The organism is Streptomyces sp. NPDC006624 (assembly GCF_040611555.1).
Taxonomy (GTDB): Bacteria; Actinomycetota; Actinomycetes; order Streptomycetales; family Streptomycetaceae; genus Streptomyces.
In genome coordinates, this window is record NZ_JBEXOM010000035.1 from 30,914 (window position 1) to 55,172 (window position 24,259).

At 72.0% G+C, this 24,259-nt stretch carries 23 protein-coding genes and 2 pseudogenes; 13 read left to right on the forward strand and 12 right to left on the reverse strand.

Annotation, left to right across the window (positions count from 1 at the left end; genetic code table 11):
* Nucleotides 1-124 precede the first annotated feature (124 nt).
* Nucleotides 125-934, reverse strand: a complete 810-nt coding sequence (locus ABZY20_RS35685; protein WP_356447437.1) for a ribonuclease BN — start codon at nucleotides 932-934, stop codon at nucleotides 125-127.
* Between the two features lie 504 nt (nucleotides 935-1,438).
* Nucleotides 1,439-2,623, reverse strand: a complete 1,185-nt coding sequence (locus tag ABZY20_RS35690; protein ID WP_356447439.1) for a DSD1 family PLP-dependent enzyme — start codon at nucleotides 2,621-2,623, stop codon at nucleotides 1,439-1,441.
* Nucleotides 2,624-2,796: 173 nt separating this feature from the next.
* Here ABZY20_RS35690 and ABZY20_RS35695 point away from each other — a divergent pair, with 173 nt between their 5' ends.
* A complete protein-coding gene (locus ABZY20_RS35695; RefSeq protein WP_356447441.1) occupies nucleotides 2,797-3,378 on the forward strand; it encodes a sugar O-acetyltransferase in 582 nt (193 codons plus the stop codon).
* A gap of 10 nt (nucleotides 3,379-3,388) precedes the next feature.
* Nucleotides 3,389-3,946: a TetR family transcriptional regulator gene (locus ABZY20_RS35700; protein WP_356447443.1), complete on the forward strand. Its 558-nt coding sequence runs from the start codon at nucleotides 3,389-3,391 to the stop codon at nucleotides 3,944-3,946.
* A 66-nt stretch (nucleotides 3,947-4,012) separates the two neighbouring features.
* On the opposite strand, the gene ABZY20_RS35705 is transcribed toward ABZY20_RS35700, so the two are convergent.
* The 3 genes from ABZY20_RS35705 to ABZY20_RS35715 all read right to left on the reverse strand — a co-directional run bounded on the left by ABZY20_RS35705 (nucleotide 4,013) and on the right by ABZY20_RS35715 (nucleotide 7,377).
* Nucleotides 4,013-4,228 (reverse strand): hypothetical protein, encoded by a 216-nt coding sequence (locus ABZY20_RS35705; RefSeq protein WP_356447445.1) that lies wholly within the window; start codon nucleotides 4,226-4,228, stop codon nucleotides 4,013-4,015.
* A gap of 164 nt (nucleotides 4,229-4,392) precedes the next feature.
* Nucleotides 4,393-6,186 (reverse strand): family 43 glycosylhydrolase, encoded by a 1,794-nt coding sequence (locus ABZY20_RS35710; protein WP_356447447.1) that lies wholly within the window; start codon nucleotides 6,184-6,186, stop codon nucleotides 4,393-4,395.
* A 171-nt stretch (nucleotides 6,187-6,357) separates the two neighbouring features.
* Nucleotides 6,358-7,377 (reverse strand): LacI family DNA-binding transcriptional regulator, encoded by a 1,020-nt coding sequence (locus ABZY20_RS35715; RefSeq protein ID WP_356447449.1) that lies wholly within the window; start codon nucleotides 7,375-7,377, stop codon nucleotides 6,358-6,360.
* Between the two features lie 316 nt (nucleotides 7,378-7,693).
* Between ABZY20_RS35715 and ABZY20_RS35720 the strand changes: the two genes are divergently transcribed.
* The 9 genes and pseudogenes from ABZY20_RS35720 to ABZY20_RS35760 all read left to right on the forward strand — a co-directional run.
* Entirely contained in the window at nucleotides 7,694-9,202 is a 1,509-nt protein-coding gene (locus ABZY20_RS35720; RefSeq protein WP_356447451.1) for an alpha-N-arabinofuranosidase, read from the forward strand.
* 109 nt (nucleotides 9,203-9,311) lie between these two features.
* Nucleotides 9,312-10,667 (forward strand): ABC transporter substrate-binding protein, encoded by a 1,356-nt coding sequence (locus ABZY20_RS35725; RefSeq protein ID WP_356447453.1) that lies wholly within the window; start codon nucleotides 9,312-9,314, stop codon nucleotides 10,665-10,667.
* An 8-nt stretch (nucleotides 10,668-10,675) separates the two neighbouring features.
* Nucleotides 10,676-11,644, forward strand: coding sequence for a sugar ABC transporter permease (locus ABZY20_RS35730; RefSeq protein ID WP_356447455.1), 969 nt, complete (start codon nucleotides 10,676-10,678; stop codon nucleotides 11,642-11,644).
* Nucleotides 11,641-12,537, forward strand: coding sequence for a carbohydrate ABC transporter permease (locus ABZY20_RS35735; protein ID WP_356447457.1), 897 nt, complete (start codon nucleotides 11,641-11,643; stop codon nucleotides 12,535-12,537). The genes ABZY20_RS35730 and ABZY20_RS35735 overlap by 4 nt, the downstream gene beginning before the upstream one ends.
* Nucleotides 12,538-12,845: 308 nt before the next feature.
* Nucleotides 12,846-13,244: a hypothetical protein gene (locus tag ABZY20_RS35740; protein ID WP_356447459.1), complete on the forward strand. Its 399-nt coding sequence runs from the start codon at nucleotides 12,846-12,848 to the stop codon at nucleotides 13,242-13,244.
* Nucleotides 13,241-14,080 (forward strand): hypothetical protein, encoded by an 840-nt coding sequence (locus tag ABZY20_RS35745; protein ID WP_356447461.1) that lies wholly within the window; start codon nucleotides 13,241-13,243, stop codon nucleotides 14,078-14,080. Before ABZY20_RS35740 ends, ABZY20_RS35745 begins: the two co-directional genes overlap by 4 nt.
* 38 nt (nucleotides 14,081-14,118) lie before the next feature.
* Nucleotides 14,119-14,670, forward strand: coding sequence for a roadblock/LC7 domain-containing protein (locus ABZY20_RS35750; protein ID WP_356447463.1), 552 nt, complete (start codon nucleotides 14,119-14,121; stop codon nucleotides 14,668-14,670).
* Between the two features lie 61 nt (nucleotides 14,671-14,731).
* Nucleotides 14,732-15,106: a hypothetical protein gene (locus tag ABZY20_RS35755; RefSeq protein WP_356447465.1), complete on the forward strand. Its 375-nt coding sequence runs from the start codon at nucleotides 14,732-14,734 to the stop codon at nucleotides 15,104-15,106.
* A gap of 87 nt (nucleotides 15,107-15,193) precedes the next feature.
* Nucleotides 15,194-15,382, forward strand: a pseudogene (locus tag ABZY20_RS35760) (FAD-dependent monooxygenase); the annotation flags it as partial.
* A gap of 81 nt (nucleotides 15,383-15,463) precedes the next feature.
* Here ABZY20_RS35760 and ABZY20_RS35765 read toward each other — a convergent pair.
* From ABZY20_RS35765 to ABZY20_RS35795, 7 genes and pseudogenes are all read right to left on the reverse strand, one after another.
* Nucleotides 15,464-15,742, reverse strand: coding sequence for an alpha/beta hydrolase (locus ABZY20_RS35765; protein WP_356447484.1), 279 nt, complete (start codon nucleotides 15,740-15,742; stop codon nucleotides 15,464-15,466).
* A pseudogene (locus tag ABZY20_RS35770) lies at nucleotides 15,720-16,415 on the reverse strand (alpha/beta hydrolase); the annotation flags it as partial. The gene ABZY20_RS35765 and the pseudogene ABZY20_RS35770, both read right to left, overlap by 23 nt.
* A gap of 102 nt (nucleotides 16,416-16,517) precedes the next feature.
* Nucleotides 16,518-17,012 carry a lamin tail domain-containing protein gene (locus ABZY20_RS35775; RefSeq protein WP_356447467.1) on the reverse strand — a complete coding sequence of 165 codons (495 nt, stop codon included), beginning with the start codon at nucleotides 17,010-17,012 and terminating at the stop codon, nucleotides 16,518-16,520.
* Nucleotides 17,013-17,155: 143 nt separating this feature from the next.
* The gene (locus ABZY20_RS35780; protein WP_356447469.1) at nucleotides 17,156-18,520 is read right to left on the reverse strand and encodes an FAD-dependent oxidoreductase; all 1,365 of its coding nucleotides are present in this window, start codon (nucleotides 18,518-18,520) and stop codon (nucleotides 17,156-17,158) included.
* 128 nt (nucleotides 18,521-18,648) lie between these two features.
* Entirely contained in the window at nucleotides 18,649-21,405 is a 2,757-nt protein-coding gene (locus tag ABZY20_RS35785; RefSeq protein WP_356447471.1) for a SpoIIE family protein phosphatase, read from the reverse strand.
* A 130-nt stretch (nucleotides 21,406-21,535) separates the two neighbouring features.
* Nucleotides 21,536-22,081 carry a hypothetical protein gene (locus ABZY20_RS35790; RefSeq protein WP_356447473.1) on the reverse strand — a complete coding sequence of 182 codons (546 nt, stop codon included), beginning with the start codon at nucleotides 22,079-22,081 and terminating at the stop codon, nucleotides 21,536-21,538.
* Between the two features lie 28 nt (nucleotides 22,082-22,109).
* On the reverse strand, nucleotides 22,110-22,679 hold the full coding sequence (locus tag ABZY20_RS35795; protein ID WP_356447475.1) for an ATP-binding protein: 570 nt from the start codon (nucleotides 22,677-22,679) through the stop codon (nucleotides 22,110-22,112).
* Nucleotides 22,680-22,850: 171 nt separating this feature from the next.
* On the opposite strand from ABZY20_RS35795, the gene ABZY20_RS35800 reads away from it, so the two are divergent.
* Both ABZY20_RS35800 and ABZY20_RS35805 read left to right on the forward strand, forming a co-directional pair.
* On the forward strand, nucleotides 22,851-23,081 hold the full coding sequence (locus ABZY20_RS35800; protein WP_311686249.1) for a DUF397 domain-containing protein: 231 nt from the start codon (nucleotides 22,851-22,853) through the stop codon (nucleotides 23,079-23,081).
* A gap of 142 nt (nucleotides 23,082-23,223) precedes the next feature.
* Nucleotides 23,224-24,138: a helix-turn-helix transcriptional regulator gene (locus ABZY20_RS35805; RefSeq protein ID WP_356447477.1), complete on the forward strand. Its 915-nt coding sequence runs from the start codon at nucleotides 23,224-23,226 to the stop codon at nucleotides 24,136-24,138.
* Nucleotides 24,139-24,259 lie beyond the last annotated feature (121 nt).

Here is a 24,259-nt window from a genome sequence, read left to right on the forward strand (position 1 = left end):
GGACCGCGCTCGGCGCCCACCGCGTCGCGTGGTGGGCCATGGCCGGCGCCACCGGCTCGTGGGCGGGGGCCCGCGCAGGCCGCAGCGTTCACACGGAGGCCGCACCGTTCGCACGGTCCCGGCCTCACACCGAGGGGTGCTGCCCGAAGACGTGGTGCTCCAGGAGCCAGCGGCCCAGGAGCGCTCCGCCGTAGAGGACATAGCCCACGCCGATCAGCCAGGACTCCACGATCAGGACCACGCCGACCGCTCCGTAGCTGATGGCGTTGGTGACGATGAGCGGTGCGAAGACGAAGTGGGAGAACAGACGCAGGCCGACCAGGCCCAGCATGGTGGCCACCGCTCCGGGGAGCAGATCGCTCCAGCTGACCTGACCGCCCAGCAGGAAGCGCTGCCCCCACCAGAAGAACAGCACCCCGGACGCGGCGCTCAGCGCGATCCGCTCCGGGCCCGAGACGAGGCTCCGCGTCTGGACCTCCTGATACAGGTAGGCGGTCATGGCGATCATCCACACCGCCTGGCGCCAGACGCGGTGCCAGGGACCGGCGGTCAGACCCCAGATCCGCTCGTAGCCGTTCTGCACACTGCCCCCGAGCGCGATGCCGAAGACGGCGAGGGCGACCCCGCCGAGCACGCTGGTGGTGCCGATGACCTTGCGCGGAGGACTGATGATGTCCGTCAGCAGCCGTGCGGACCGCCCGGACAGCCCCATGCCGTCCGCCAGCCAGAACGCGAATCCGCCCCGCTCCAGCGGGTCGGCGGCGGCCACCACGATCAGCAGCGGTGCCAGGGTGACCAGCGCGAGCGTGGCGAACCCCATGGCCCGGTGCAGCAACTCGATGTCGCGCCCCTGCCGGATCAGGGTGGTCGCCCCCAGCCGCTCCCACCCACGGCGCAGTGCGCGCCCCACCTGTCGTACGACGTGCCGCTTCATACCCGGGCGACGGACCCGACCGGCCGTCGCCCGCCGGACGTGCCGGTCCTCGACGGCGCTGTGGTGACGGTCATCCTTCGGTCCGCCTCCCGGTAGGGTCTCCGTGCCACTGCGGGAATCCGTTGACCGTTCCGAAGTGCGACAAACGCGACCAACGGGGCAAAGTGTCCCGGCCGGGTCGTCCTCCGTTCACCGAGTCCCCGCGGGCTCCGGCGGCCGGGACTGGCCCTCCACGGCCACGGTGCCCTCGGCTGCACCGAGGAACTGGACCTCTGCCTGCGGACCCCAAGGCCCGTGCCCTGCGCACCGCCTGGGGAAACCGACCCCACCGCCGACGCGGGCCGCACCTGGCGGAACACCCGCGGCCCGCCGCGCGCCCGCGTCCCGGCCGACTGACCCGCCCTGGGCGTCGTGCGGGCGCACCCCGACCGAGCCGCACGCGGAGCTACACCCCGGCCCGGCCGCCGACCGGGAGAGCGAGGCCGGACGGACGCCGGGCCCTGATCACCACCCGCTCACGCGCGGCCAGACGGCCCGGATCACCGGGGGAGTGCCCGCGTCACGGCCGCTGTCGATGACGTGGTAGCCCTGGTGCTGGGCGCCGGTGGCGCAGGCGTGGTTGGGCAGGACGCGCAGCCGGGTGCCCACCGGCAGGTCGGGCAGCGGGGCGCCGTCGCGGGCGGTGAGGGTGCCGTGCTCCTGGCTCGCCGCCGTCATGACCAGGCCGGGCAGGAGGGTGCCCTCCAGGTCGGTGACCAGGCCGTAGCCCTGGTCCTGTGCCTGGGCGGAGGTGCCGCGGTCGCGGGACAGGGCCATCCAGCCGCCGTCGGTGAGGATCCACCCGTATTCCGGCCGGTGGCCGATGACGGTGACGACGACCGACAGGGCGAGATCGTCGAGGGTGCAGACACCCAGGCCGGCCATGACGAGGTCGAAGAAGACATAGTTCCCGGCCCGGAGTTCGGTGACGCCGGTGAGGTCCTCGGCGGCGTGCGCGGTGGGGGTGGAGCCCACACTGACGGTGGGCACGGGCAGGCCGGCCGTACGCAGCCGCCCGGCCGCGGCGACGGCGGCGTCGCGCTCGTGCCCGGCTGCCAGGCGCTGCGCTTCGGCGGTGTGGGCGAAGTAGGACTCGCCGGCGTGGGTCAGGACCCCGTCCAGGCAGCCCGCGTCGTGCAGGATCCCGCCGATCGCGGTGAGGGCGGGATCGTCCGGCCTGATGCCGCCGCGGTGGCCGTCGCAGTCGATCTCGATCTGCGCGGGCACCGGCAGGCCCGCGCGGCGGGCGGCCTGCGCGACGGACTCCGCCTGCTCGACGCTGTCGAGGAGGACGCGCAGGCGGACGCCGCGGCGCAGCAACGCGACGACGCGCGGGAGCTTGTGCGGGTCGATGCCGACGGCGTAGGTGATGTCGGTGTAGCCGCCGTCGGCGAACGCCTCGGCCTCGGCGAGCGTGGACACCGTGACCGGGCAGGGCGCGGCGCCGTCGTGCAACAGGGCGGCCACATCCAGGCTCTTGGCCGTCTTCACGTGCGGGCGCAGAATGACGCCCAGCCGGTCGGCCCTGCTCCGGAGCCGCTCGACGTTGCGCCGGACCTTGCGGACGTCCACGACGGCGAACGGCGTGTCGGGCCCGGCCAGTGTGCGGGTCGCGGTGTCCGGGTCGGCGGCGCGCGTGGGGCTGTTCACGGGGAGAGGTCCTCTTCCTTCGGACGGGCGGTCACGAACCGCCTTTCTGCCTGGCGTAGTTGTAGGCCGTCGCCCGGGACACCCCGAGCCTACTACTGGACAGAAAGAGCAAGGAGCGAGCCCGGCGACCCGGAAGCGTACGATCGTACGTTCCAGAGTGTACGATCGTACGCATGTCGACGGACCACTTCGCGGGCGACCCCCGCACCCACCTGGAACGCATGCTCGCCGGCGACCTCTACATCGCCGACGATCCCGAGATCGCCCGCCGCCAGCAGCACGCCGTCCGGCTGGCCGCGCGCTTCCAGGCCGCCTACGCCGAGGACGCGGACGCCGCCCGGCCGCTCCTCGCCGAGCTGCTCGGCTCCCTGGGCGAGGAGGCGCACGTGCGGCCGCCGCTGCATGTCGACTACGGCAGCAACATCACGATCGGCGCACGCACCTTCGTCAACTACAACCTCACCGCACTGGACGTCGCGGCCATCACCATCGGCGAGGACTGCCAGATCGGCCCCAACGTCCAGCTCCTCACCCCCACGCACCCCCTGGAACCGCAGCCGCGGCGGGACAAGCTGGAGGCCGCGCAGCCGATCGTCATCGGCGACAACGTCTGGCTCGGCGGCGGCGCCATCGTCCTGCCGGGCGTCACCATCGGCGACAACTCCGTCATCGGCGCGGGCGCCGTCGTCACCAAGGACGTCCCCGCGAACGTCGTCGCCGTCGGCAATCCCGCCCGGCCGGTGCGGAGCCTGTAAGCCTGTCGCCATGGCCACCGGACACACCGACCCCCAGCGCCGCGAACGCATCCTCGCCGCCACCCTCGACCTGATCGCCGACGAAGGCGTCGCGGGCGTCTCCCACCGCAAGATCGCCGTCCGCGCCGGAGTGCCCCTGGGGTCCATGACCTACCACTTCAGCGGCATCGACGACCTGCTGCGCGAGGCGTTCCGCCGCTTCACCGACCACATCGTCGCCCTGTTCGACGCCTACCTGGCACCCCCGGCCGACCGCGACCAGGCCAGGGCCGCGGTGGCCGACCTCATCCACGCGCTGTCCGAGGGGAGCCGGCGCGACCTCGTCCTCACCCAGGAGCTGTACACCGTCGCCGCCCGCCGGCCCGCCTACCGGGAACTCACCCAGGAGTGGATGGCCCGCAGCCGCACCCACCTGGAGAAGCACTTCGACCCCCGCACGGCACGCCAACTGGACGCCCTCATCGAGGGCCTGACCCTCCACCGCGCCCTGACCCAGGAGCCCCACGACCGCGCCCTCACCCTGGAGGCCGTCACCCGCATCACCACCACCGGCGGGCGCGGCCACTAGCCGCCCGTGCGGCACGGACCTGACACCGTGCCGCACGGGCCTGCCGGGCGGGCCGGGCAGCGGTGTTCAGCCGGCCCCGCGGTCCAGGACGCGGCGTGCCGCCTCCTCCTCGGCCGCCGCCGGTGACAGCTCGTCGAGGGTGTCGAGCTCGTCGTCCGATTCCAGTTCCCGTTCCCAGGCCGCCGCGAGGCGTTCCTGCTCCTGGCGGGGCCTGGCGCTGACGTCCTCGCGGTGGCGTGCGTCCAGAGCTGCCAGGAAGCGTCCGACGGGGTCCGTGGCCATGCGGTGCTCCTTGTCGTGGGGGAGGGGGTGCCGCCTGCCCCAGCATGGCCGAACGCCTGGTGACCCACCGTTCGACACAGCCGGGGAACACCGGGTTGGCCTCACCCGCGAGCGCGAGCGCGTGCCCGGGGACGGCGGGACGCGGCCGTGCGGCGGCGGACGTGTCAGGGCCGATGCACCCGGACGTAGTCGAACTCCGCCGTGGCGCCGCTGCCGCCCATGGCGCCCAGGCCGATCCGGATCCGGCTGTCCGCGGGCAGTGTCCAGGTACCGCCCGCGATCCAGGTGCGGCCGTCCCGGCTGGTGTACGCGCGCAGCAAGTGCTCGCCCGTGCCGGGGGCGACGCGGTGGCGCAGCCGGAGCCAGGTCGTCTCGGCCGGCGGCCCCACCGTCATCGAGCCGTAGGCCTGCCGCCCGGCGTACGGCTGCTCCTGGGCGAACTCGGTCTGCCGCGTGTTCCAGATGGCGGTGTGCGCCAGCCGGAGATAGCGGTCGTCGTCGACGTACGCGAGGATCCCCGCCTGCTGGTAGTTGCGGACGGCCTCGACACCGACGTCGAGGCGCACCTTCGTCTCCACGGTCCAGGCGCCTCGGGGGGCGTCCCGCAGCAGGAGCGAGGCCGAGTTGTTGTCCTTGTGCAGGTCGGCGTCCTGGGTGGGCCACACCAGACGGCCCTTCTCGACGCGGGCGGCCGGGGAGCGCAGCCAGGTCCAGCCCGGCCGGGGGCGCTCCTGGTCGAAGTCGTCACCGAAGACGACGGAGGACGCCGGGGCAGGGGGCGTGGGGGCAGGGCCCGGCGAGGCGGGCCCTTGGCCGGTCCGCCGGGTCACCGGAGCGGGCTGCGGGCCGTCCGACGCGCCGCGCCCGCCGCGGACGGCCGGCCAGCCGTCCACCCAGTCGAGACGGTCGATGAGCATCGGGCGGCGGTTGATGCCGTACGGCTCGTCGAGGTACGGGTTCCGGCGGTCGATGGCGTGGTAGACGATCCAGTCCTGACCGGCCAGGTCGGTCACCATCGCGTTGTGCCCCGTGCCCACCCAGCGGTTGCCGTTCGGGGTGAGGACGACGGTGCCGCCCGTGCGGGACGCGGTCAGCGGGACGCCCTCGCGGTCGACGAAGGGCCCGCGCACCGAGCGGGAGCGCCCGACGAAGACGGAGTAACCCGTCGTCGGGCCGGCGCAGCAGTCGCCCGACGAGGCGAACAGGTACCACCAGCCCCCGCGCCGGACGGCGTACGCCCCCTCGAAGCGGTTGTCGGTGGCCACCATGACCGGCTCGCCCACGGCACGGGTGCCGTCGGCGGACAGCCGCGTGACCCAGATGCCGCCGTAGTAGGAGCCGTAGTACAGGTGGCGCGTGCCGTCGGTGTCGACGACGTGGGCGGGGTCGAAGGTCCACTTGAAGTCGTCGGCGCCGCCCGCCCCCGGGCGCGGCGCGACGACCGGTGCGTCGTGCGTCGTCCACGGTCCTGCGGGGTTCGCCGCCGTGGCCACGGCGATCGCGGAGTCGTTGCGCCCGGCGCCGGTGGTCTGGGTCACCACGTAGTACAGCCAGTACCGGCCGTCGTGGTAGCTGATGTCGGGAGCCCAGTAGGACGCGTCGGCGGCGGCCCAGTCCGGGCGGTTCCCCTCGTCGAGGGCGTCCGTGACGTGGGTCCAGTGCACCAGGTCCGAGGACCTGGCGATCGGCAGCGAGTGGGACCTGCCTTCACCGCTGCGGAGCGGGTCCGTGGTCCCGAACGCGTACCAGTATCCGTCGTGGCCGCGGATGACCGCGGGGTCCGCGTAGGTGTCCGCCATCCCTTGCGACACGGGATTGACGTACGTGCCGGACCCGCCGTACGGGTCGTCGGCCGCGGCGCCGGGGACGGCCGCGGGGACCATGACCAGACCCCCGACGGTCACGCCGGTGAGGAACAGTCGGGTGACCCTGCGCAGGGACGGACCGGTGACGGCCATGGGGCCTCCAGGTGGTGAGGGAAGGGAAGCCATGGTTTTACAACGCTGTAACAACGTTGTACAAGACACCCGGTCGAAGTTCTCCGTCCGTGATCGAGGTCGTGGGGCGTCCGGCGGCCCGTCCTCCGGGCTGCCGGACCGGGTTCGCGGCGCCCCTCCCGCGCCGGCGGCTCAGCGGCCGGCGGTGCTCTCCCTGATGCTCAGGGCGTGGTCGACGGTCACTTCCCGGGGCGACGCGGGGCTGCCCGCCGCGGTGCCCTTGATGCGCTGGTCCAGCAGATCCACCGCCGCCCGGGCGATCTGCACCTTGTCGGGGGAGACGGTGGTCAGCGTCGGGGTGCTGTACCGCGCGTCCTCGATGTCGTCGAAGCCGGCGAGCGCGATGTCCTCCGGGACGCGCACGTCCGAGCTGAGCATCGCGCGCAGGGCTCCGAGTGCCAGGAGGTCGTTGAAGCAGAACACGGCCTGCGGCGGCTCGGGGAGGGAGAGCAGCCGGTGCATCGCCTCGGCGCCGTCCCTGCGGTGGTAGGACTCGGTCGACGCCACCAGCCGCTCGTCGTAGGGGAGTCCCGCCGCTTCGAGGGCCTGCCGGTAACCCGCCAGGCGCAGGTGCGCCGTGCCGGCGGTGGGACGGTTCTGGGCTCCGATCGCGGCGATCCGCGTGTGCCCGAGCCCGATCAGGTGGGCGGTCACGTCGCGGGCGGCGGCGAGGTTGTCGATGGCGACGTGGTCCGCCGGGCCGTCCATCACGCGCTCGCCGAGCAGCACCATCGGGGTGCGGTCGGTCCGCGCGGTGAGATCCTCCTCGCCCACGGCCAGCGGGCTGAAGATGAGGCCGTCGATCAGGTGCTCGCGAATGCCCTGCAGCACCTGGCGTTCGCGCTCCAGCAGGCCGTCCGTCTGGTCGATGAGCACCGTCCACCCCCGCTCCGCCGCCGCGTCGATGACGAAGCGCGACAACTCCGCGAAGTAGGGGGCGTCGAGTTCCGGCAGCGCGAGGGCGATGATGCCGGTCCTGCCGCGCCTGAGGTTCCTCGCCGTGAGGTTGGGCCGGTAGTCCAGCTGCGCGAGCGCCTGCTCGACCTTCTCGCGGGTCTGGGGGGAGACGTACGCGTATCCGTTGACAACGTTGGACACGGTCTTGATCGAGACCCCCGCCAGCCGAGCCACGTCCTTCAAGCTCGCACTCACAGCACAACCTCCACTGGTGCTCCGGGCACCCCTCGGCCCCGCGACCGGTCCACAGTAGTGACCTTCCCGGGATCATGACCTCTTCGGTCTCCCGCCCGCGGGCCCGGCTGCTTCGAGATTCCGCTGCGGAGTGTCTTTACAACGCTGTTTCAACGATGTAAACCTACCACCACGAGAGCGCCAGGACAGCGTCTGACGAGCGACGGCGCGGCCGCCCGGCCCCCCTTGGGGCGGTGGCTCCTCGCGTCGCGCTCCGCTCCGTCATCGCCCCGCCCGCGGTGGGGCGCCTCATCCCCCGAGATCCCTTGGAGTCCCCATGCCGACGGCCCGTCTGACCCTCGATCCCGGCTTCCGGATCGGGGCGGTCGACCGCCGCCTGTTCGGCTCGTTCGTCGAGCACATGGGCCGGTGCGTCTACAGCGGCATCTACGAGCCGGGCCACCCGGCCGCGGACGAGCACGGCTTCCGCACCGACGTGCTGGACCTGACCAGAGAGCTCGGTGTGACCACCGTCCGCTACCCCGGCGGCAACTTCGTCTCCAACTACCGCTGGGAGGACGGCGTCGGCCCCGTGCAGGACAGGCCGGCCCGGCTCGACCTCGCCTGGCGCAGCGTCGAGACCAACGCCTTCGGCCTCAACGAGTTCATGACCTGGGCGCGCAAGGCCGGGGTGGAGCCGATGATGGCCGTCAACCTCGGCACCCGCGGCGTGGCCGAGGCCCTGCAGCTGCTGGAGTACACGAACCACCCCGGCGGAACGGCCCTGTCCGACCTGCGCCGGGACCACGGCGCCGCCGATCCGCACGGCGTGCGCATGTGGTGCCTCGGCAACGAGATGGACGGCCCCTGGCAGATGGGCCACAAGACGGCCGAGGAGTACGGCCGGCTGGCCGCCGAGACCGCCCGGGCCATGAAGCGGTTCGACCCGGACCTGGAACTGGTCGCCTGCGGCAGTTCCAACGCCTACATCGACACCTTCGCCTCATGGGAGGCGAAGGTGCTGGAGCACACCTACGAGTTCGCCGACTACATCTCGCTGCACGCCTACTACGAGCCGGTCGGCGACGACCTCGACTCCTTCCTCGCCAGCGGCGCCGAGATGGACCGCATGATCGACTCCATCGTGGCGACGGCCGACCACGTCGCCGCCAAGCGGCGCACCGGCAAGAAGATCAAGCTGTCCTTCGACGAGTGGAACGTCTGGTACCAGAGCCGGTTCCCCGGCGAGACCGCCCTGGACTGGCGAGAGGCTCCCCGCCTGATCGAGGACGTCTACGACGTGACCGACGCGGTGGTGGTGGGCAGCCTGCTGATCACCCTGCTGCGGCACGCCGACCGGGTCGGCGCCGCCTGCCAGGCGCAGCTCGCCAACATCATCGCCCCGATCATGACCGAGCCCGGCGGCACGGCCTGGCGCCAGACGATCTTCCACCCCTTCGCCCTCACCGCCCGCCACGCTCGCGGCACGGTGCTCCGGGTGGAGCCGCAGTCACCGGTGATCGACACGGCGCGCTACGGAGAGGTCCCGGCCCTGTGGGCGACGGCGACGCACGACGAGGAGAACGGTGAGATCGCGCTCTTCGCCGTCAACCGCGGCCGGGACCAGGCCCTTCCCCTGACCGTGGACCTGCGCCCCTTCCCCGGCAGCCGGGTCGTGGAGCACCTCGTGCTGACCGACCCGGACACCACCGCTGCCAACACCGCCGAGCAGCCGGACCGGGTGCGCCCGCGCCCGGTCGAGGGGACCAAGACCGACGGCGAGCAGCTCGCCGTCGAACTCCCGCCGGTCTCCTGGACGATGATCCGCCTCGCCACGGACGGGTGACGACCCGCCGCCGTCCGCCCGGGCCGCCCTTCCCTTTCGCACCGCACCCGCCACAAACCCTTCAAAAACGTACAATCCGATGTCATTCGGCTGACCACCAGGAGTCCCGATGAACCATCCTCTTTCCTCCTCTCCGGCAACGGTCGGCCGTCGCCGCGTGCTCGGCGGCCTGGCCGCGGCCGCGGGCACCGGGCTGCTGGCCGCCTGCGGCGGTGGCAGCAAGATCGGCGCGGACGACGCGCCCAGCGCGGTGCCGAGTTTCAAGGGCGGCGACTACAAGGGCCCCAAGACGGCGCTCGAATACTGGAACGGCTTCACCGGCGGCGACGGCCCGCACATGAAGAAGATGCTCGCCGCTTTCAACAAGGAGTACGCCGGACGCATCGAGGTGCGGAACACCACCCGTCAGTGGGCGGACCTCTACCCGGCCCTGCCGACCGCGATCGCGGCGGGCAAGGGGCCCGACGTGGCGATCATCCACAACGACTGGATCGCCACCCTGGCGGCGCGCGGCACCCTGCTGCCGCTGGACGACGTGGTGTCGGCCCTGGGACTGTCCGAGGACGACTTCATCCCGGCGGTGTGGCGGGCCGGTGTCTGGCAGGACAAGCGCTACAGCGTCCCCCTCGACGTGCACTGCCTGGCCGACTACTGGAACCGCCGTCACCTCGCCAAGGCCGGCCTGAAGACCGCTCCGGCGGACCGGGACGGGTACCAGGGCGCCCTGGACGACCTGCGGAAGTCCGGCGTCGCGGACCCGTTCTGGATGCCCAACAAGTGGCCCGCGCACCTGATGTTCATGTCGCTGCTGTGGCAGTTCGGCGGTGAACTCTACGACGCGGAGGGCACCTCCGCCCTCTGGGGCTCGGACGCCGGCGTGCAGGCCCTCACCTGGATGCGGCAGCAGATCGAGAAGGGCCACAGCCCTCGCCAGGTGCCCCAGGACGGCCAGTACAACGCGTTCAAGAACAACAAGGTCAGCTTCACCTGGGACGGCATCTGGCAGATCAACGACCTCAAGACCAACGCCACCAACCTCGAATGGGACATGTCGGCGATCCCCACCATCGGTGAGAAGCCGGCCGTGTGGAGTGCCTCGCACAACTTCGTGCTGACCTCCCAGGCCGCGCGGGGCGACCACAAGGCGGAGGCCGCCAAGGTGTTCATCGACTACATGAGCAAGCAGTCCGCCGCCTGGGCGCGGGCCGGCATGATCCCGGCCCGCAACTCGGTCCGCAAGCAGGCGTCCGTGGCGGAGCTGCCGCAGACGGCGCTCGCCCGGAACCCCTCGTCGCTGCACTTCCTGCCTGCCCTCCCCGGCATCGGCGACGTACAGACCGCCGCCCTGGAACTCGCCGTCCAGAAGGCCGTCCTCGGGCAGTCCAGCCCGGCAGCCGCTCTCCGGGAGGGGGTCGGCACCGCCGACAAGATGCTGGCCGCCAACCGCAAGAAGTACGCGAGCTAGGGGGCTCCGTGTCACCTTCGCCGATCAAGGAGGCGACGGCCGTGACCCCGGTGCCGGACGGCGGGAGCTCCCGCTCCGCCCGGCACCGGGCGCCCCACCGGTGGTGGACGCCGTACCTGTTCCTCGCCCCCTATCTCCTGCTCTTCACCGCCTTCATGCTGATACCCATCGGCTACGGCCTGTGGATCAGCCTGCACGCCTGGGACATCAACCTCCCCGCCAAGCCGTTCACGGGCCTGCAGAACTACGCCGACCTGATGAGCTCCGACAGCGTCGAGGGCCCCCGCTTCTGGACGGCGATGAAGGCCACCGGCATCTTCACCCTGTTCTCCGTGCCCGTGCTGCTCGTGGTCCCGCTGCTGGTGGCGCTGCTCATGAACGGCCGGTTCCGCGGACGCAACCTGTACCGCGCCGTCTACTTCGCCCCCTACGCGCTCGGCGTCGCCGTGGTGGGCCTGCTGTGGAAGTTCCTCCTCGACGGCAACATCGGGCTGGTCAACCACTACCTGGGGGTGCTGGGACTCCCCGACGACATCCAGTGGACCACGTCCACCCCCGCCGCCTGGGTGGCACTGATAGCGGTGACCGTGTGGTGGACTCTCGGCTTCAACGCCGTCATCTACCTGGCCGGTCTGCAGGACATCCCCGCCGAGCTCTACGAAGCGGCACGGATGGACGGGGCGGGTCCCTGGCAGCGCTTCCGGGCCGTCACCCTGCCCGGCCTGCGTCCGGTGATCCTGTTCGTGGTCAACTCCACCATCCTGGCCTCGGCCAACATGTTCGGCCAGTCCTACCTCATCACGGCGGGCGCACCCGCCGACGAGACGAAGACCGCCATCTACCTGATCGCCGAAACCGGCCTGCGCCGCTTCGACATGGGCACCGCCTCGGCCATGAGCTTCCTGCTCGCCCTGGCGCTGATGGTCGTGAGCACGCTGGTCTTCGCCCTCTTCCGCGACCGGGAGCCGAAGCGATGAACCCCACCACCCTCTCCGACCGCACCGCGCCGGAGACCGTCCGGCCCCCGGCCACCCGCCCTCCGGCCGCGCGCCGCGCGGGCCGCTCCCTGCGCCACCTCTTCCTCGCCGTCATCGCTGCGCTGTACCTCAGCCCGCTGGTGTACATGGCGGTGACCTCCTTCAAGTCACGCGGAGCCGCGGGCGCCACCAGCCCGCAGTGGATCCCGGAACCGGTCACCACCGACGCCTACCGGGAGATCCTGACGGCGGCGGACAGCCCCGTACTGCGCTGGTTCCTCAACAGCCTGCTCTCGGCCTCGGGGCACGCCCTGCTCATCCTCGTCACCGCGACACCCGCCGCCTACGCCCTGGCGCGCATGCAGTTCCGCGGACGCAACCTGCTGTTCGTGGTCATCGTGGCCACGCTCTTCGTGCCCCCGGTGATCCTGCTGGTGCCCAACTTCCTCATCGTCAACGAACTGGCCTGGGTGGACAGCCTGCCGGCGGTCATCGTCCCCGGCGCGGCGAGCGCCTTCGGGGTGTTCTTCCTGCGGCAGTTCTTCCTCTCCCTGCCCGCGGAGCTGGAGGAGGCCGCGGAACTCGACGGGTGCAACCGGTGGCAGATCTTCACCCGTGTCGTCCTGCCGCTCGCCAAGCCCGCGCTGACCACGCTGGGGGTGCTCGCCTTCCTGGGCAGCTGGAACGACTTCCTGTGGCCGCTGTACGTGCTGCTCAGCTCCGACACCCTGACCCTGCCGGCCGGCCTGGCCACCTTCCAGAGCGCCAACAACGTCCGGTACGACCTGCTCATGGCCGGGGCCGTGCTCGCGAGTGTTCCCGTCATGCTGCTCTACCTCGTCGCGCAGCGCTGGGTGATCGCGGGCATCGCGCGTTCCGGCCTCAAGGGCTGACCCCGGCCCGGCAGCCGGCCCCCCACCCCGTCGCACCCCGCGGAGCACGGCTCCGGCGGTGCGGCGGGGCTTTGGGCTGTGGGGCTGTGGGGGCTGTGGGCGGTTCAGGCGAACTGGTGAGGTTTGTCGCCGAACGTCGCACTCGCTCCGGACGATCGCTGCTCGCTTTGGTCCGACCTCGTTCACGATCCTCACCGCTTTTGCACAATGCCGTTGGAAAATGCCAAAGCGTTCACCTGCGCCGAGCACATTCCGTAGTGTCGTGCTCACGTTCGCGGGAACGGCCGTGCAGGGGGAGGGGATTCGGCGTGCCCGGAATCGACGAGAGTCTGCTGGAAGCCATGCGGCTGCCCGGCGCTCGAGGGGCGTCGGTGGTCGACTGGATCAGCGGTCTTGCCCTGGGCGCGGTGGGTGACGCACCGGGGGGTGACGCGGAGGCGATGGCTGCCGAGACCGCCGAACTCGCCCGGCTCGCCACCGAGAGCGGCGCGCTGGCCGGCACCGACACGGGAGGAGACACCGGAAAGGAACCACCGGTACAGGACCTGATCATCACGAACGCCGACTCGTACCACCTGCTCAGATTCGTGAGCACGACGTTCGACAGCACCGTGTTCCTGCACTTATGGCTGGACCGCGAGGAGGGCAACCTGGCCCTGGCGCGGATCCGGCTGGGGGAGATGGCGGAGCGACTGGTGCTCGGATGATCACGCAGATCCTGACCTCACGCACGGACGAACCGGCCTCGGTCCAGCTCGCCACCCTCGCCGCACAACGCGCGAGCGGCGCCCTGTCGACCGAGTCGGGGATCGTCTATCTGGCCGCAGGACACGTCGTCCACGTCGAATCGGCCGTCACACCCGCCCTCGGCGATCTGCTCACCCACAGCGGCGCACTCGCCGCGGACGGCTGGTGGGCGGCGATCGACCAGGCCGGCCGTCGCTGCCGCGTCGGCCGCCAGCTCGTGGACGACGGCCATCTCGCCGCCGGGGCACTGGAGTTGTGCCACCTCGGGGCCCTCTTCGACGCGGCGTACTTCGTCCTCGCCCACGACGGTCCCGTGCTCCGCTTCCGGCCCGGCGTGGCGCACTGGCTCGGCGCGGTGCGCTCCGTACCGGTCGACACCGTCCTGCGCGAGTCCCGGCGCCGCCGCGAACTGCTGCAGCGGATATGGCCCGAGCCCGCGATCGACCTCGTCCCGCTCGACCGTGCGCCGGACAGCGACTCCGTGGAACTGCCGGCCCGCCGCGGCCGGATACTCGCCCAGGTCGACGGAGTCCGCACCGCCGCCCAGATCGCCACGGCCCTGGCCTGCCGCACCTTCCACACCCTCGTCGAACTGCGCCGCCTGGCCGCCGCCGGACTCGTCACCCCCTCGGCCCCGGCGCCCACGGCCCCCACCGTCGCCCCGACTCCCGCCCCCACGCCCCCCGTTCCCGCCACCGCGTCCGCCGAGCCGGGCCCCGCCGCACTGCCCATGGCGGTGGACGAGCCCGAGACCGCCCTGCTGCGACGGCTCCTGCACGCCTTGGAGGCACTGTGATCCGCGCGCGACGACAGCGTGCCGAAAGGAGACTGCTCATGGCCGTCGAGACCGACGTCCTGGACGAACTGCGTCGCCTGCGCACCCGTGTACCCCGGCTGACCGGCTCCCTCGCGGCCACCGTCGACGGACTCGTCCTCGCCCACGACGTGCCGGACACGGAACCGGAAGGACTCGCCGCGCTCACCGCCGCCGCCCTCGGCGTCGCCCACCGCCTGACCGACGCCGCCGCCCGCGGCGACTTCCGCGAACTGCTGGTCCGCGGAGCCGACGGCTACGTGGCGACCTACGCGGCCGGGACCACCGCCGTCCTGACCCTCCTGGCCGAGGACCGCGTCAACGTCGGCCGCCTCCACCTGGAAGGCCGGCGCAGCGGTGCGCGGATCGCGGACCTGGTCGCCACACGCGTCGTCGCCGGCACCGGCCGCCACGCCGAGCGGTCCACGACGGCGCCCGCCTCGGCGTCGTCCCCGCCCGGTGAGCACCTCACCGCGGCGCCCCAGACCCCCACCATCCGCCCCATCGGCACCCTCCCGGTCCGCTCCCCACAGCGGCCCGCCCACCAGACCCGTCCCCAGCCCGGCACTTGAACCGCCGGTACCGAACCTCCCGGCCGACCGAAGAGAAGAACAAAGGAAAGGAACCGCTCACATGGCCAACACCGAGACCGCACTGAAGGAATGCCTGAGCTCCATCGACGGAGCCACGGCCGCCGCCCTCGTCGACTACACCAGCGGCATGGCCCTCGGCACCCTCGGCGGCAGCAAGAACTTCAACCTCGAAGTCGCCGCCGCGGGCAACACCGACGTCATCCGGTCCAAGCTGCGCACCATGGAACACCTGGGCCTGAAGGAGGAGATCGAGGACATCCTCATCACCCTCAACACGCAGTACCACCTCATCCGTCTGCTCAAGGGCCGCGGCGGCAGCGGCCTGTTCCTCTACCTCGTGCTCGACGGCAGCCGCGCCAACCTGGCGATGGCCCGTCACCAGCTCCGCCGTATCGAAGCCGAGCTGGAGGTCTGAGCCGACACCACCCGACGGGAGCCCTCCGCCACGCACACGCCGCGGAGGGCCCCGGCATGCCGAACGGCTGCGTCTACGGTTGACGCCATGACGGCACCCCAGGACGTCCTGGTCGTGGGTGCGGGCCCCACCGGACTCGCCCTCGCCACCCAACTGCGCGCCTGCGCGACACCGTTCCGGATCGTCGACCGCGCGCGGGAGTCACGCGCTCCGGCCATCCAGCCCCGCACCCTGGAGATGCCGGCCGGCCTCGGCGCCACCGACGACCTGGTCGACTGCGGGGTACCTGGCACGCGGAACCGATCTGACAGGCCTGCATTTACCTCGACCGGTGGCTGCCCCATCCCTGACGTGACCTCAAGGCGCGCAGGCCCAGAGCCACTCGACCAGCAGCCGGTTGGTCTCCTCGGGACGCTCCTGCTGCACGAAATGCCCGCAGCCGTCGAGGATGTGGGACCCCGTCAGCCCGGGCAGCGTGACCGGGTACGCCTCGATCGCGTCCGACAGCCACGCCAGCGAGGCGTCCAGGCCGCCGCCGATGAACAGCGACGGCTGGGTGACGGGGGCGCCGGCGAAGTCCGCCAGGTCCTGCCAGTCCCGGTCCATGTTCCGGTAGCGGTTCAGGGCGCCGGTCATCCCGGTGCGTTCGAACTCCCCGGCGAACACGTCCAGGTCGGCCTCGCTCAGCCAGCCGGGCAGCCGTCCTGCCGGGAAGCGGTCGCGCAGTTCGCCGCCGCGCGCCACGAAGTACGGGGCGGTCTCGGGCATAGAAGCCCGCGAGCCAGCCGCGCACATCGGGCTCGATCTCCGCCTCAGCCCGGCCGGGCTGCTGGAAATAGGAGACGTAGAACTCCTCGTCGCCGCCCATGCGGGCGAAGACCTCGCCGGGCCTGGGGCCGCCGGGCGGGGTGTAGGGCACGCTCAGCAGCCCCACTGCGCGGAACACGTCGGGCCGGACGAGCGCGGAGGCCGCGGCGATGCCCGCTCCCCAGTCGTGCCCGACCAGCACGGCCGACCGCTCGCCCAGAGCCTCCACCACGGCCACGTTGTCGGCCACCAGCTCCAGCATCCGGTACGCCTCCACGGGCTCCGGCCGGGACGAGCGGCCGTAGCCGCGCACGTCCACCGCCACCGCCCGGTACCCGGCCGCCGCCAGGGCCGGAAGCTGGTGCCGCCACGCGTACCAGGACTCCGGGAATCCGTGCAGCAGCAGCACCAGCGGGCCTTCACCCTGCTCGACGAGATGGAGGCGGCCGGCCGGTGACGGCACCAGGCTATGGACGGCGTCGGCGGCGGACGTCTGCGGCATGGTTCCTCCCGGGATCGCGAGGGCACTCGGTCCCCTCGATCATCCGGCGCCCGCCGCGCCGCGCACCAAGCCTGTTGCCGTTCCGGCAAAGAGGCAGAAGGCTCAGCCGTGGTACGTGATGTACCCGTTGCGGTCCGGGTCGGAGCCGCTCCGGGTGTACGAGTGCACGTCGGCGCGGCTGCCTGACGGCTTGTACACGTAGATCGTGTCCTTGTCGTTGTTCCACATGAAGTTGCAGTTGTCGCGGTACACGACGTTGCCGGCGTCGGAGTCGGTGCCGTTGCCGCCGCGCAGCTTCACGTAGTCACCCGGCTGAAGGCTGTGGCTCGCGGTGAAGGTGAACCTGTTCCCCGCGGCGTCCTTCACGACGTAACCCTTGAGGTTCACCGTCGTGGACCGCGAGTAGTTCTTGATCGTCAGGTACTCCTCGTCGGTGTTGCCCGTCGAGCAGCGGTTGGAATCGCTCCCGGGAGCGTCGTACTGGATGCCGCGGATCTTCAGTGCGGAGTCGTACTCGGCGGCCTGGGCCGGGAGCGCCGTGAGCACGGTCAGTGCTCCGGCAGCGGCGGCGGTGGTCGCGACAAGGCGTATGCGCATGGACGTTCGTCCCCCCTGGCAGGGCCCTCAGGTGAAGGCGATGTGATGGTTCGGTGAAGCGCTTGAATCGTACACGGTTCAGGCATGCGAAAAGGCGGGTCCGGTGACATCGCCACCGGACCCGCCTCGAAGGTGTGTGGGCGTCAGGCCCCGCTCGCCCGCAGCATGTCCTCACGCTCGACGATCTTCACGCGCTCGCGCCCCTGGGACTCGCCCAGCGCCTTCTCCGCGGCGTCCAGCCGGTACCAGCCGTCCCACGTGGTGAAGCGGACCTCCCGCTCGGCCAGGAAGGCGTCCACGGCCTCGGGGGCGGGAGCGGCGGGCGTGTGCAGCCGGCCGCCCGCGTAGTCGTCCAGCAGGTTGGCCACCGTCTCGTTGGCGTCGCCCTTGGTGTGCCCGATCAGGCCGACCGGACCGCGCCGGATCCAGCCGGTGACGTACGTGGACTGCAGGTGCTCACCGGACTCCTGCACGACCCGGCCGCCCTTGTCCGGCACGGTGCCCGAGTCCAGGTCCCAGGGCAGCTTGGGGAGTTGGTCGGACAGGTAGCCGACGGCACGGTAGACCGCGCCGACGTCCCAGGTCTTGAACGTGCCCGTGCCCCGGACGTTGCCGGTGCCGTCCAGTTCCGTGCGCTCGGTGCGCAGCCCGACGACCCGGCCGTCCTCGCCCAGGACCTCCACCGGCGACTCGAAGAAGTGCAGGAACAGCTTGTGGGGACGGTCGCCGGTGTCGCGGATCGCCCAGTTCTCCAGGGTCTTGGCGACCATGTCGGCCTGCTTGTTGCCGCGCCGGGTGGCGATCGAGCCCTCGTCGTAGTCGATGTCCTCGGGGTCGACGATGACCTCGATGCTGGGGGAGTGGTCGAGCTCCCGCAGCTCCATCGGGCTGAACTTCGCCTGCGCCGGGCCGCGTCGGCCGAAGACGTGGATCTCCTTGGCCCGGTTGGCCTTCAGGCCCTCGTGGACGTTCGGCGGGATCTCGGTCGGCAGCAGCTCGTCCGCGGTCTTGGCCAGGATGCGCGCGACGTCGAGCGCCACGTTGCCGACGCCGAGCACGGCGACCTTCTCCGCCTCCAGCGGCCAGGTGCGCGGTACGTCCGGGTGGCCGTCGTACCAGGACACGAAGTCCGCGGCGCCGTACGAGCCGTCGAGCTCGATGCCGGGGATCGGCAGCGCCCGGTCCGCCGTCGCGCCGGTGGCGAAGATGACGCCGTCGTAGAACGCGCGCAGGTCGTCCAGGCCGATGTCGGTGCCGTAGTCCACGTTGCCGAAGAGCCGGATCTGCGGTTTGTCGAGAACCTGGTGCAGGGCCGTGATGATGCCCTTGATCCGCGGGTGGTCGGGGGCCACCCCGTAGCGGATCAGGCCGAACGGCGCGGGCATCCGCTCGAAGATGTCGATGGACACACCGGGGTCGGCGGCCACCTCGGACTTGAGCAGGGCGTCGGCGGCGTAGATCCCGGCGGGGCCGGATCCGACGATGGCTACCCGCAGGGGGCGGGGCATGGTCAGGTTCCCTTCGAGCGGCGACAAGCGATCTCGACGGGAAGCCTAAGCTAAGGCAAGCCTAAGTTGGTACGGGGGTCCGGTCTATGAGCCCATAAGGCTCTTTTATGAGCAGCCCCCAGTGTCGCTTATGGCCGGGCCGAGCCGGGCGGCAGGGGCTGCTCGGCCCAGATCACCTTCCCCGCGGGCAGATAGCGCGTGCCCCAGCGCTCGGCGAGCTGGGCGACGAGGAACAGCCCCCGGCCGCCCTCGTCGGTCATGGTCGCGTACCGCAGGTGCGGCGAGGTGCTGCTGTTGTCGAACACCTCGCAGATCAGATTGCGGCCTCGCAGCACACGCACGTGGATGGGGCTGCCCCCGTAGCGGAGCGCGTTGGTCACCAGCTCGCTCAGGATCAGCTCCGTGGTGAACGTCAGCTCCTCCAGCCCCCACTCCGCGAGCTGCCGGCTGACCGCCGCCCGCACCTCGCCCACGGCCGCCGGGTCCGCCCGTACCGGCCACTCGGCGACCTGGTCGGCGGCGAGCGCCCGCGTCCGCGCGACGATCAGCGCGATGTCGTCGAAGGAGCGGGCCGTGAGCTGCGCGTCCAGCACCACCCGGCAGGTGTCCTCGGGCGACTCCCCGGCCCGCCCCAGCGCCTCGCGCAGCATCTCCAGGCCGACGTCGATGTCCCGCTCCCGGTCCTCGACCAGCCCGTCGGTGTAGAGCACGAGCCGGCTGCCCTCGGCCAGCTCCAGCTCCGCCGTCTCGAACGGCAGGCCGCCCAGCCCGAGCGGGGGACCGGCGGGCACGTCGGGGAACTCGACCTGGCCGTCAGGATGCACCAGGGCGGGCGGCGGATGCCCGGCCCGGGCGACGGTGCAGCGGCGGGACACCGGGTCGTACACGGCGTACAGGCAGGTCGCGCCGGTCACCGGGGCGCCGCCCTCCTCCTCCGTCTCGTCCTGGTCGATCCGGCCCACCAACTCGTCCAGCAGCGCGATCAGTTCCTCCGGCGGCAGGTCGAGGGCGGAGAAGTTGTGCACGGCGGTGCGCAGCCGCCCCATGGTGGCCGCGGCGTGCAGCCCGTGCCCGACGACGTCCCCGACCACCAGCGCCACCCGCGCGCCGGACAGCGGCAGCACGTCGAACCAGTCGCCCCCCACCCCGGCCTGCGCCGGCAGATAGCGGTAGGCGATCTCCAGCGCCTCCTGCTCGGGCAGGCTCCTCGGCAGCAGGCTGCGCTGCAGCGTCACCGCCATGCTGTGCTCCCGGGTGTAGCGGCGCGCGTTGTCGATGGAGACCGCGGCCCGCGTCACCAGCTCCTCCGCCAGGGCCAGCTCGTCCTCGTCGAACGGCTCGGGCTTCTCGTAGCGCCAGAAGCTCACCACGCCCAGGACGAGCGTCCCGGCCCGCAGCGGCACGGTGATCAGGGAGTGGATGCCGTACTCCACGATCTGCGCCGAGCGCTCCAGGTCCTGCGCCTGCCAGCCCGGTGCCTCGGCCAGCCGGGGCTCCAGCACGGGCCGGCCGGTGTCGAGGCTGCGGCCCTGGGGGGAGGACGGGACGAACCGGATCCGTTCCCCCACGGGATAGAGGGGAGCGTCCTTGCGGATGCCGCCGAGCGCCGTGCGGCTGAGGGAGGCGGCGGCGTCCGGCTGCCCGCCGCCCAGCACCGCGTCGAACAGGTCCACGGTCGTGAAGTCGGCGAACCGGGGCACCGCCAGCTCGGCCAGCTCCTCGGCCGTACGGGTCACGTCCAGGCTGGTCCCGATGCCCACCCCGGCGTCGTACAGCATGTTCAGCCGTTCCCGCGCGGTCTCGGCCCGGCCCGACAGGGCCCGCAGCTCGGTGGAGTCGCGCAGGGTGGCGACACTGCCCGGCGGGCCGCCCGCGCCGTCCGTGGTGCGCTGGTTGACGGCCAGGAGCCGGTCCCCGACGAGGTGCACCTCGTCCGTGGCCACGCGCCCCGAGGCCAGCAGCTCGGCGGTGCCGGGGTCGAGCCCCAGGTCGAGCACGTGCCGTCCCTCGGCGTCGGCCGGCAGCCCCAGCAGGCGGTGCGCCTCGTCGTTGGCGAGCATCAGGGTGCCCCCGCCGTCGAGGATGAGCACGCCCTCCCGGACCGCGTGCAGCACGGCGTCGTGGTGTTCGTACATCCGGGTCATCTCGTCCGGCCCGAGCCCGTGGGTCTGGCGCAGCAGCCGGCGGCTCACCAGGGCGGCGCCCGCCGTCGCCAGCACGAGCGCGACCGCGGCGGCGGACAGGACGAGCGGCAGCTGGCGGTCGGCGGTGCCGCCGACGTTCTTGGTCGTGATGCCCGCGGACACCGCGCCCACGACCCGGCCGTCGGCCGGGTCCCGCACCGGCACCACGGCCTGCACGAGCGGGCCGATGGTGCCCTCGATCTCCTCGATCACCGTCTTCCCGGCCAGCGCGGGCGCCAGGGTCCCGACGAACTTCTTCCCGATCCGGTCCGGCTTGGGGTGGGTGTAGCGGATCCCGTCGGTGTTCATCACGACGAGGAAGTCGACCTTCGACCGCTCCCGGGCCGCTTCGGCGCGCGGCTGGAGCACGGCCGTGGGATCGGGACCCTCCAGCGCCTCGACGATGCCCGGAGCGTTGGCGAAGGACTCCGCGACGGCCAGGGAACGGCCGCGCGCCTCCTGCGTGCTGTCGTGCCGCACCTGCAGCACCAGCGCCCCCACCGCCGCCATGACGAGCAGCAGCACGATCACCACGACCAGCAGGAACACCTGTCCGGCGACGCTGCGCCCGCCCAGCACCGACCGCAGCCCCGCCGCCGTATGCCACCGCGACGGACCCGCCTCCTCATGTCGCCGTGCGGACGGCGCGGCGCCGGGCCGCAGGGGCGACCGAGTCCCGGATCGACCCATGAGTCGGACCATGTGCCATGTCTACACTGCCCGGCCCCGGGAGGCGAGGGGCATCACCCACGGTGACAGGGGGCCCTCACCGTTTCGTCACACTCCCCGGCGCAGGGGCGCCTCGGGTCCCGGCCGGGAGCCTGCGGGCGCCTCAGGCGCCCAGCGAGCGGGCCAGTTCGCTGGTGGCCCGGGCGATCTCCGTGTCCCCGTCCGCCATCAGCCGGCCGAGCTCGTCGCGCCGTGCCCGGACCGCCTGGCGCGCGGCCCGCTCCCAGACCACCGGGTTCTCCCGGCGGTTCATCAGCTTGGGGTAGACGGCGGCGGTGCTCTCCCACTGCCGCGCGTCGGCGATGCTCTTCAGCAGCTGGATGATCTGGGGACGGCAGGTCACCTGCGGCAGCTTCGCCAGCTCCCACAGGAAGGGGACCGTGGCCGCCGTCGCCTGCTCCACCACGAAGCCGAACTGGCAGATGCGTTTCCGCAAGTCCTCGAGCGCGGACCGGGCGGTGTCGGCATCGCCCCAGGCGATGCCGCGCAGCAGCACGGGAATGGCCGCCGCCGATCCGGTGGAGTCCTGGATGTCACCCCAGGGCACGCGGTCCAGTGCCGTGAGCGGCGTGTTCCGGGCCGGTCCGGCCGGGGTGTCGGGGCGCTGGGGGCGCTCACTGATCGGGTGTTCCGTCGAAGCGCTGCGCATGGCGAGGGGCCTTTCCGCAACAGTCGTGTCAGATGGGGGGACGGGTCGACAGCCTCGCCCAGACCGTCTTGCCCGCCGGCGGTGTGGGGATCCAGCCCCACGCCTCGGACAGGGCGTCGACGATGCACAGGCCCCGGCCGTGTTCCGCAAGGGCGGCGTCAGGGGCGGGCGCGTGCACGGGCAGGCGGTCGTCGGGGTCGGAGACGGTGACCAGGAGGAACGCCGGATCCAGGCGGAGGGCCAGCAGGATCTCCGGCGCACCGGACGTCCCGGGCGCCGCGTGGGTCGCGGCGTTGGCGGCGAGCTCGGTGACGACGAGGGTGGTGTCGTCGCAGCGGTGGCCGAGCGACCAGAGGCGCAGGGTCTCCCGGGTGAAGGACCGGGCCCGCGCGAAGCCCTCCCGGCTGCACTCGACGCGCAGGGCGACCGAGGCGGGCGGGGCTTCGGGTGGAGCCGCGGACGGAAGCAACGGGAGCGCGGCCTCGCAGCGGGCCGGCCCGCGCGGGCCGGTCGGGAAGCCGTCGATCGCATCGGGCGCGCTCGTGGGGGCCGCCACCACACTCGGCGGCCGGAGCAGGTGCTGCGCTGGTGATGACACGGCATCTCCCCGATGCGACGTCAGGACGCGGCGCCAGCACGGGGGTTGACGCCGCAGCTATTATCCACGCTGACGGCGCTTCCGTGCAATTGCACGAGAAATTGCGTGAAAAACAAGCCGCCGTGGGTACGCAAGCCGGGACGAGTACGGCCGGAGAGCAAGGAGACCGCGATGCCACCAGTGCGGAACGGAGTGCAGGCGAGTTCGCTGGACGCCTGCTGGATCAAGAGCCGGCACAGCAACGCCGAGGGCAACTGCGTCGAAGTCGCCCCCTTGGTCGACGGGGGCATCGCCATGCGCAACTCCCGTGATCCCGACGGGCCCGCCCTGGTCTACACGGCGGCGGAGGTCGCCGCGTTCCTCGCCGGGGCGAAGGACGGCGAGTTCGACCACCTGGTGTGAGGAAGCCTCGGGAGCGGTGAAGCTCCCGGGAGGAAAGCGGAGCCCAACTCCCCAGTTTCGTAAGGCTCCTACGGGGATGCGAAGACGCCTGGCAGGGTGCGATAGTGTAAGTCGTCCTTGTGCCGGTCTGCTGGGAGTCAGGATGTCCGCCGCGTCGCATCGCATCTCCCGCCTGGAACCCTACCTGGACAGGCCCGAGCCGGCGCCGACTCTGCTGAAGATGCTCGTCGGTGTGCAGCTCGCCGGTTTCCGTGAGGACGCCGGACTGGCCCAGGACCAGGCGGCGCGCGCTGTCGGCTTCAGCGCCGCGAAGCTGTCCCGCATCGAGTCGGGCAAGGGCCGCCGCCCGCCGACCGAGAACGACGTCCGTGCGCTGCTGCAGCTGTACGGCACCGACGAGTACGAAGCCTCGGTGCTGCTGAAGTTGCTGCAGCGCGCCGGCGAGCCGGGCTGGTGGCAGCGGTACGACAAGCGGCTGATGCCCGAGTGGTTCGACCGGCTGGTGGGCCTCCAGGAGGCCGCGGCCACGATCCGTACGTTCGAGATCCAGTACGTGCCCGGTCTGCTGCAGACCCCCGCCTACACCAGGGCGGTGGTGGAGCGCGGCCTGCCGAACGCCCCGGCGAGCGAGGTGGAGCGGCGCGTCGAACTCCGCAGGACCCGGGCGCGGTTGCTGTTCCGGCCGGACGCGCCGCAGCTGTGGGCGGTCATCGACGAGTCCGTGCTGCTGCGTGTCCTGGGCAGCGCCGAGGTCATGCGCGAGCAGCTCGCACACCTCGTCGAGATGGCCCAGCGTCCCAATGTCACCGTGCAGGTCGTGCCGTTGAGCGTCACGAACGCCTCGGCGCCGGCCATCCCGGTCACCTATCTGCGCTTCGGCGGCCTGGACCTGCCGGACGTGGTCTACCTCGAGCACATCAAGAGCGCCAACTTCCTCGAGGACCGCGACGAGACCGAGGAGTACCGCATCGCGCTCGACCGGCTCGCGGACGAGGCCCTCAGGCCCCGCGACTCGCTCGCGCTGCTGCGGCAGACGATGGAGCAGCGCTACCCGTGACATACGGCTGCGGGGGGGGGGGGGGGGCCGGCGGGCGGCCCGCGCGGCCGCGGGCCCCGGGGGGGGCCGGGGCCAGGCGCGGGGGGGGGGGGGCCCCCCCCCGCGCTCGGGGCACCCGTGG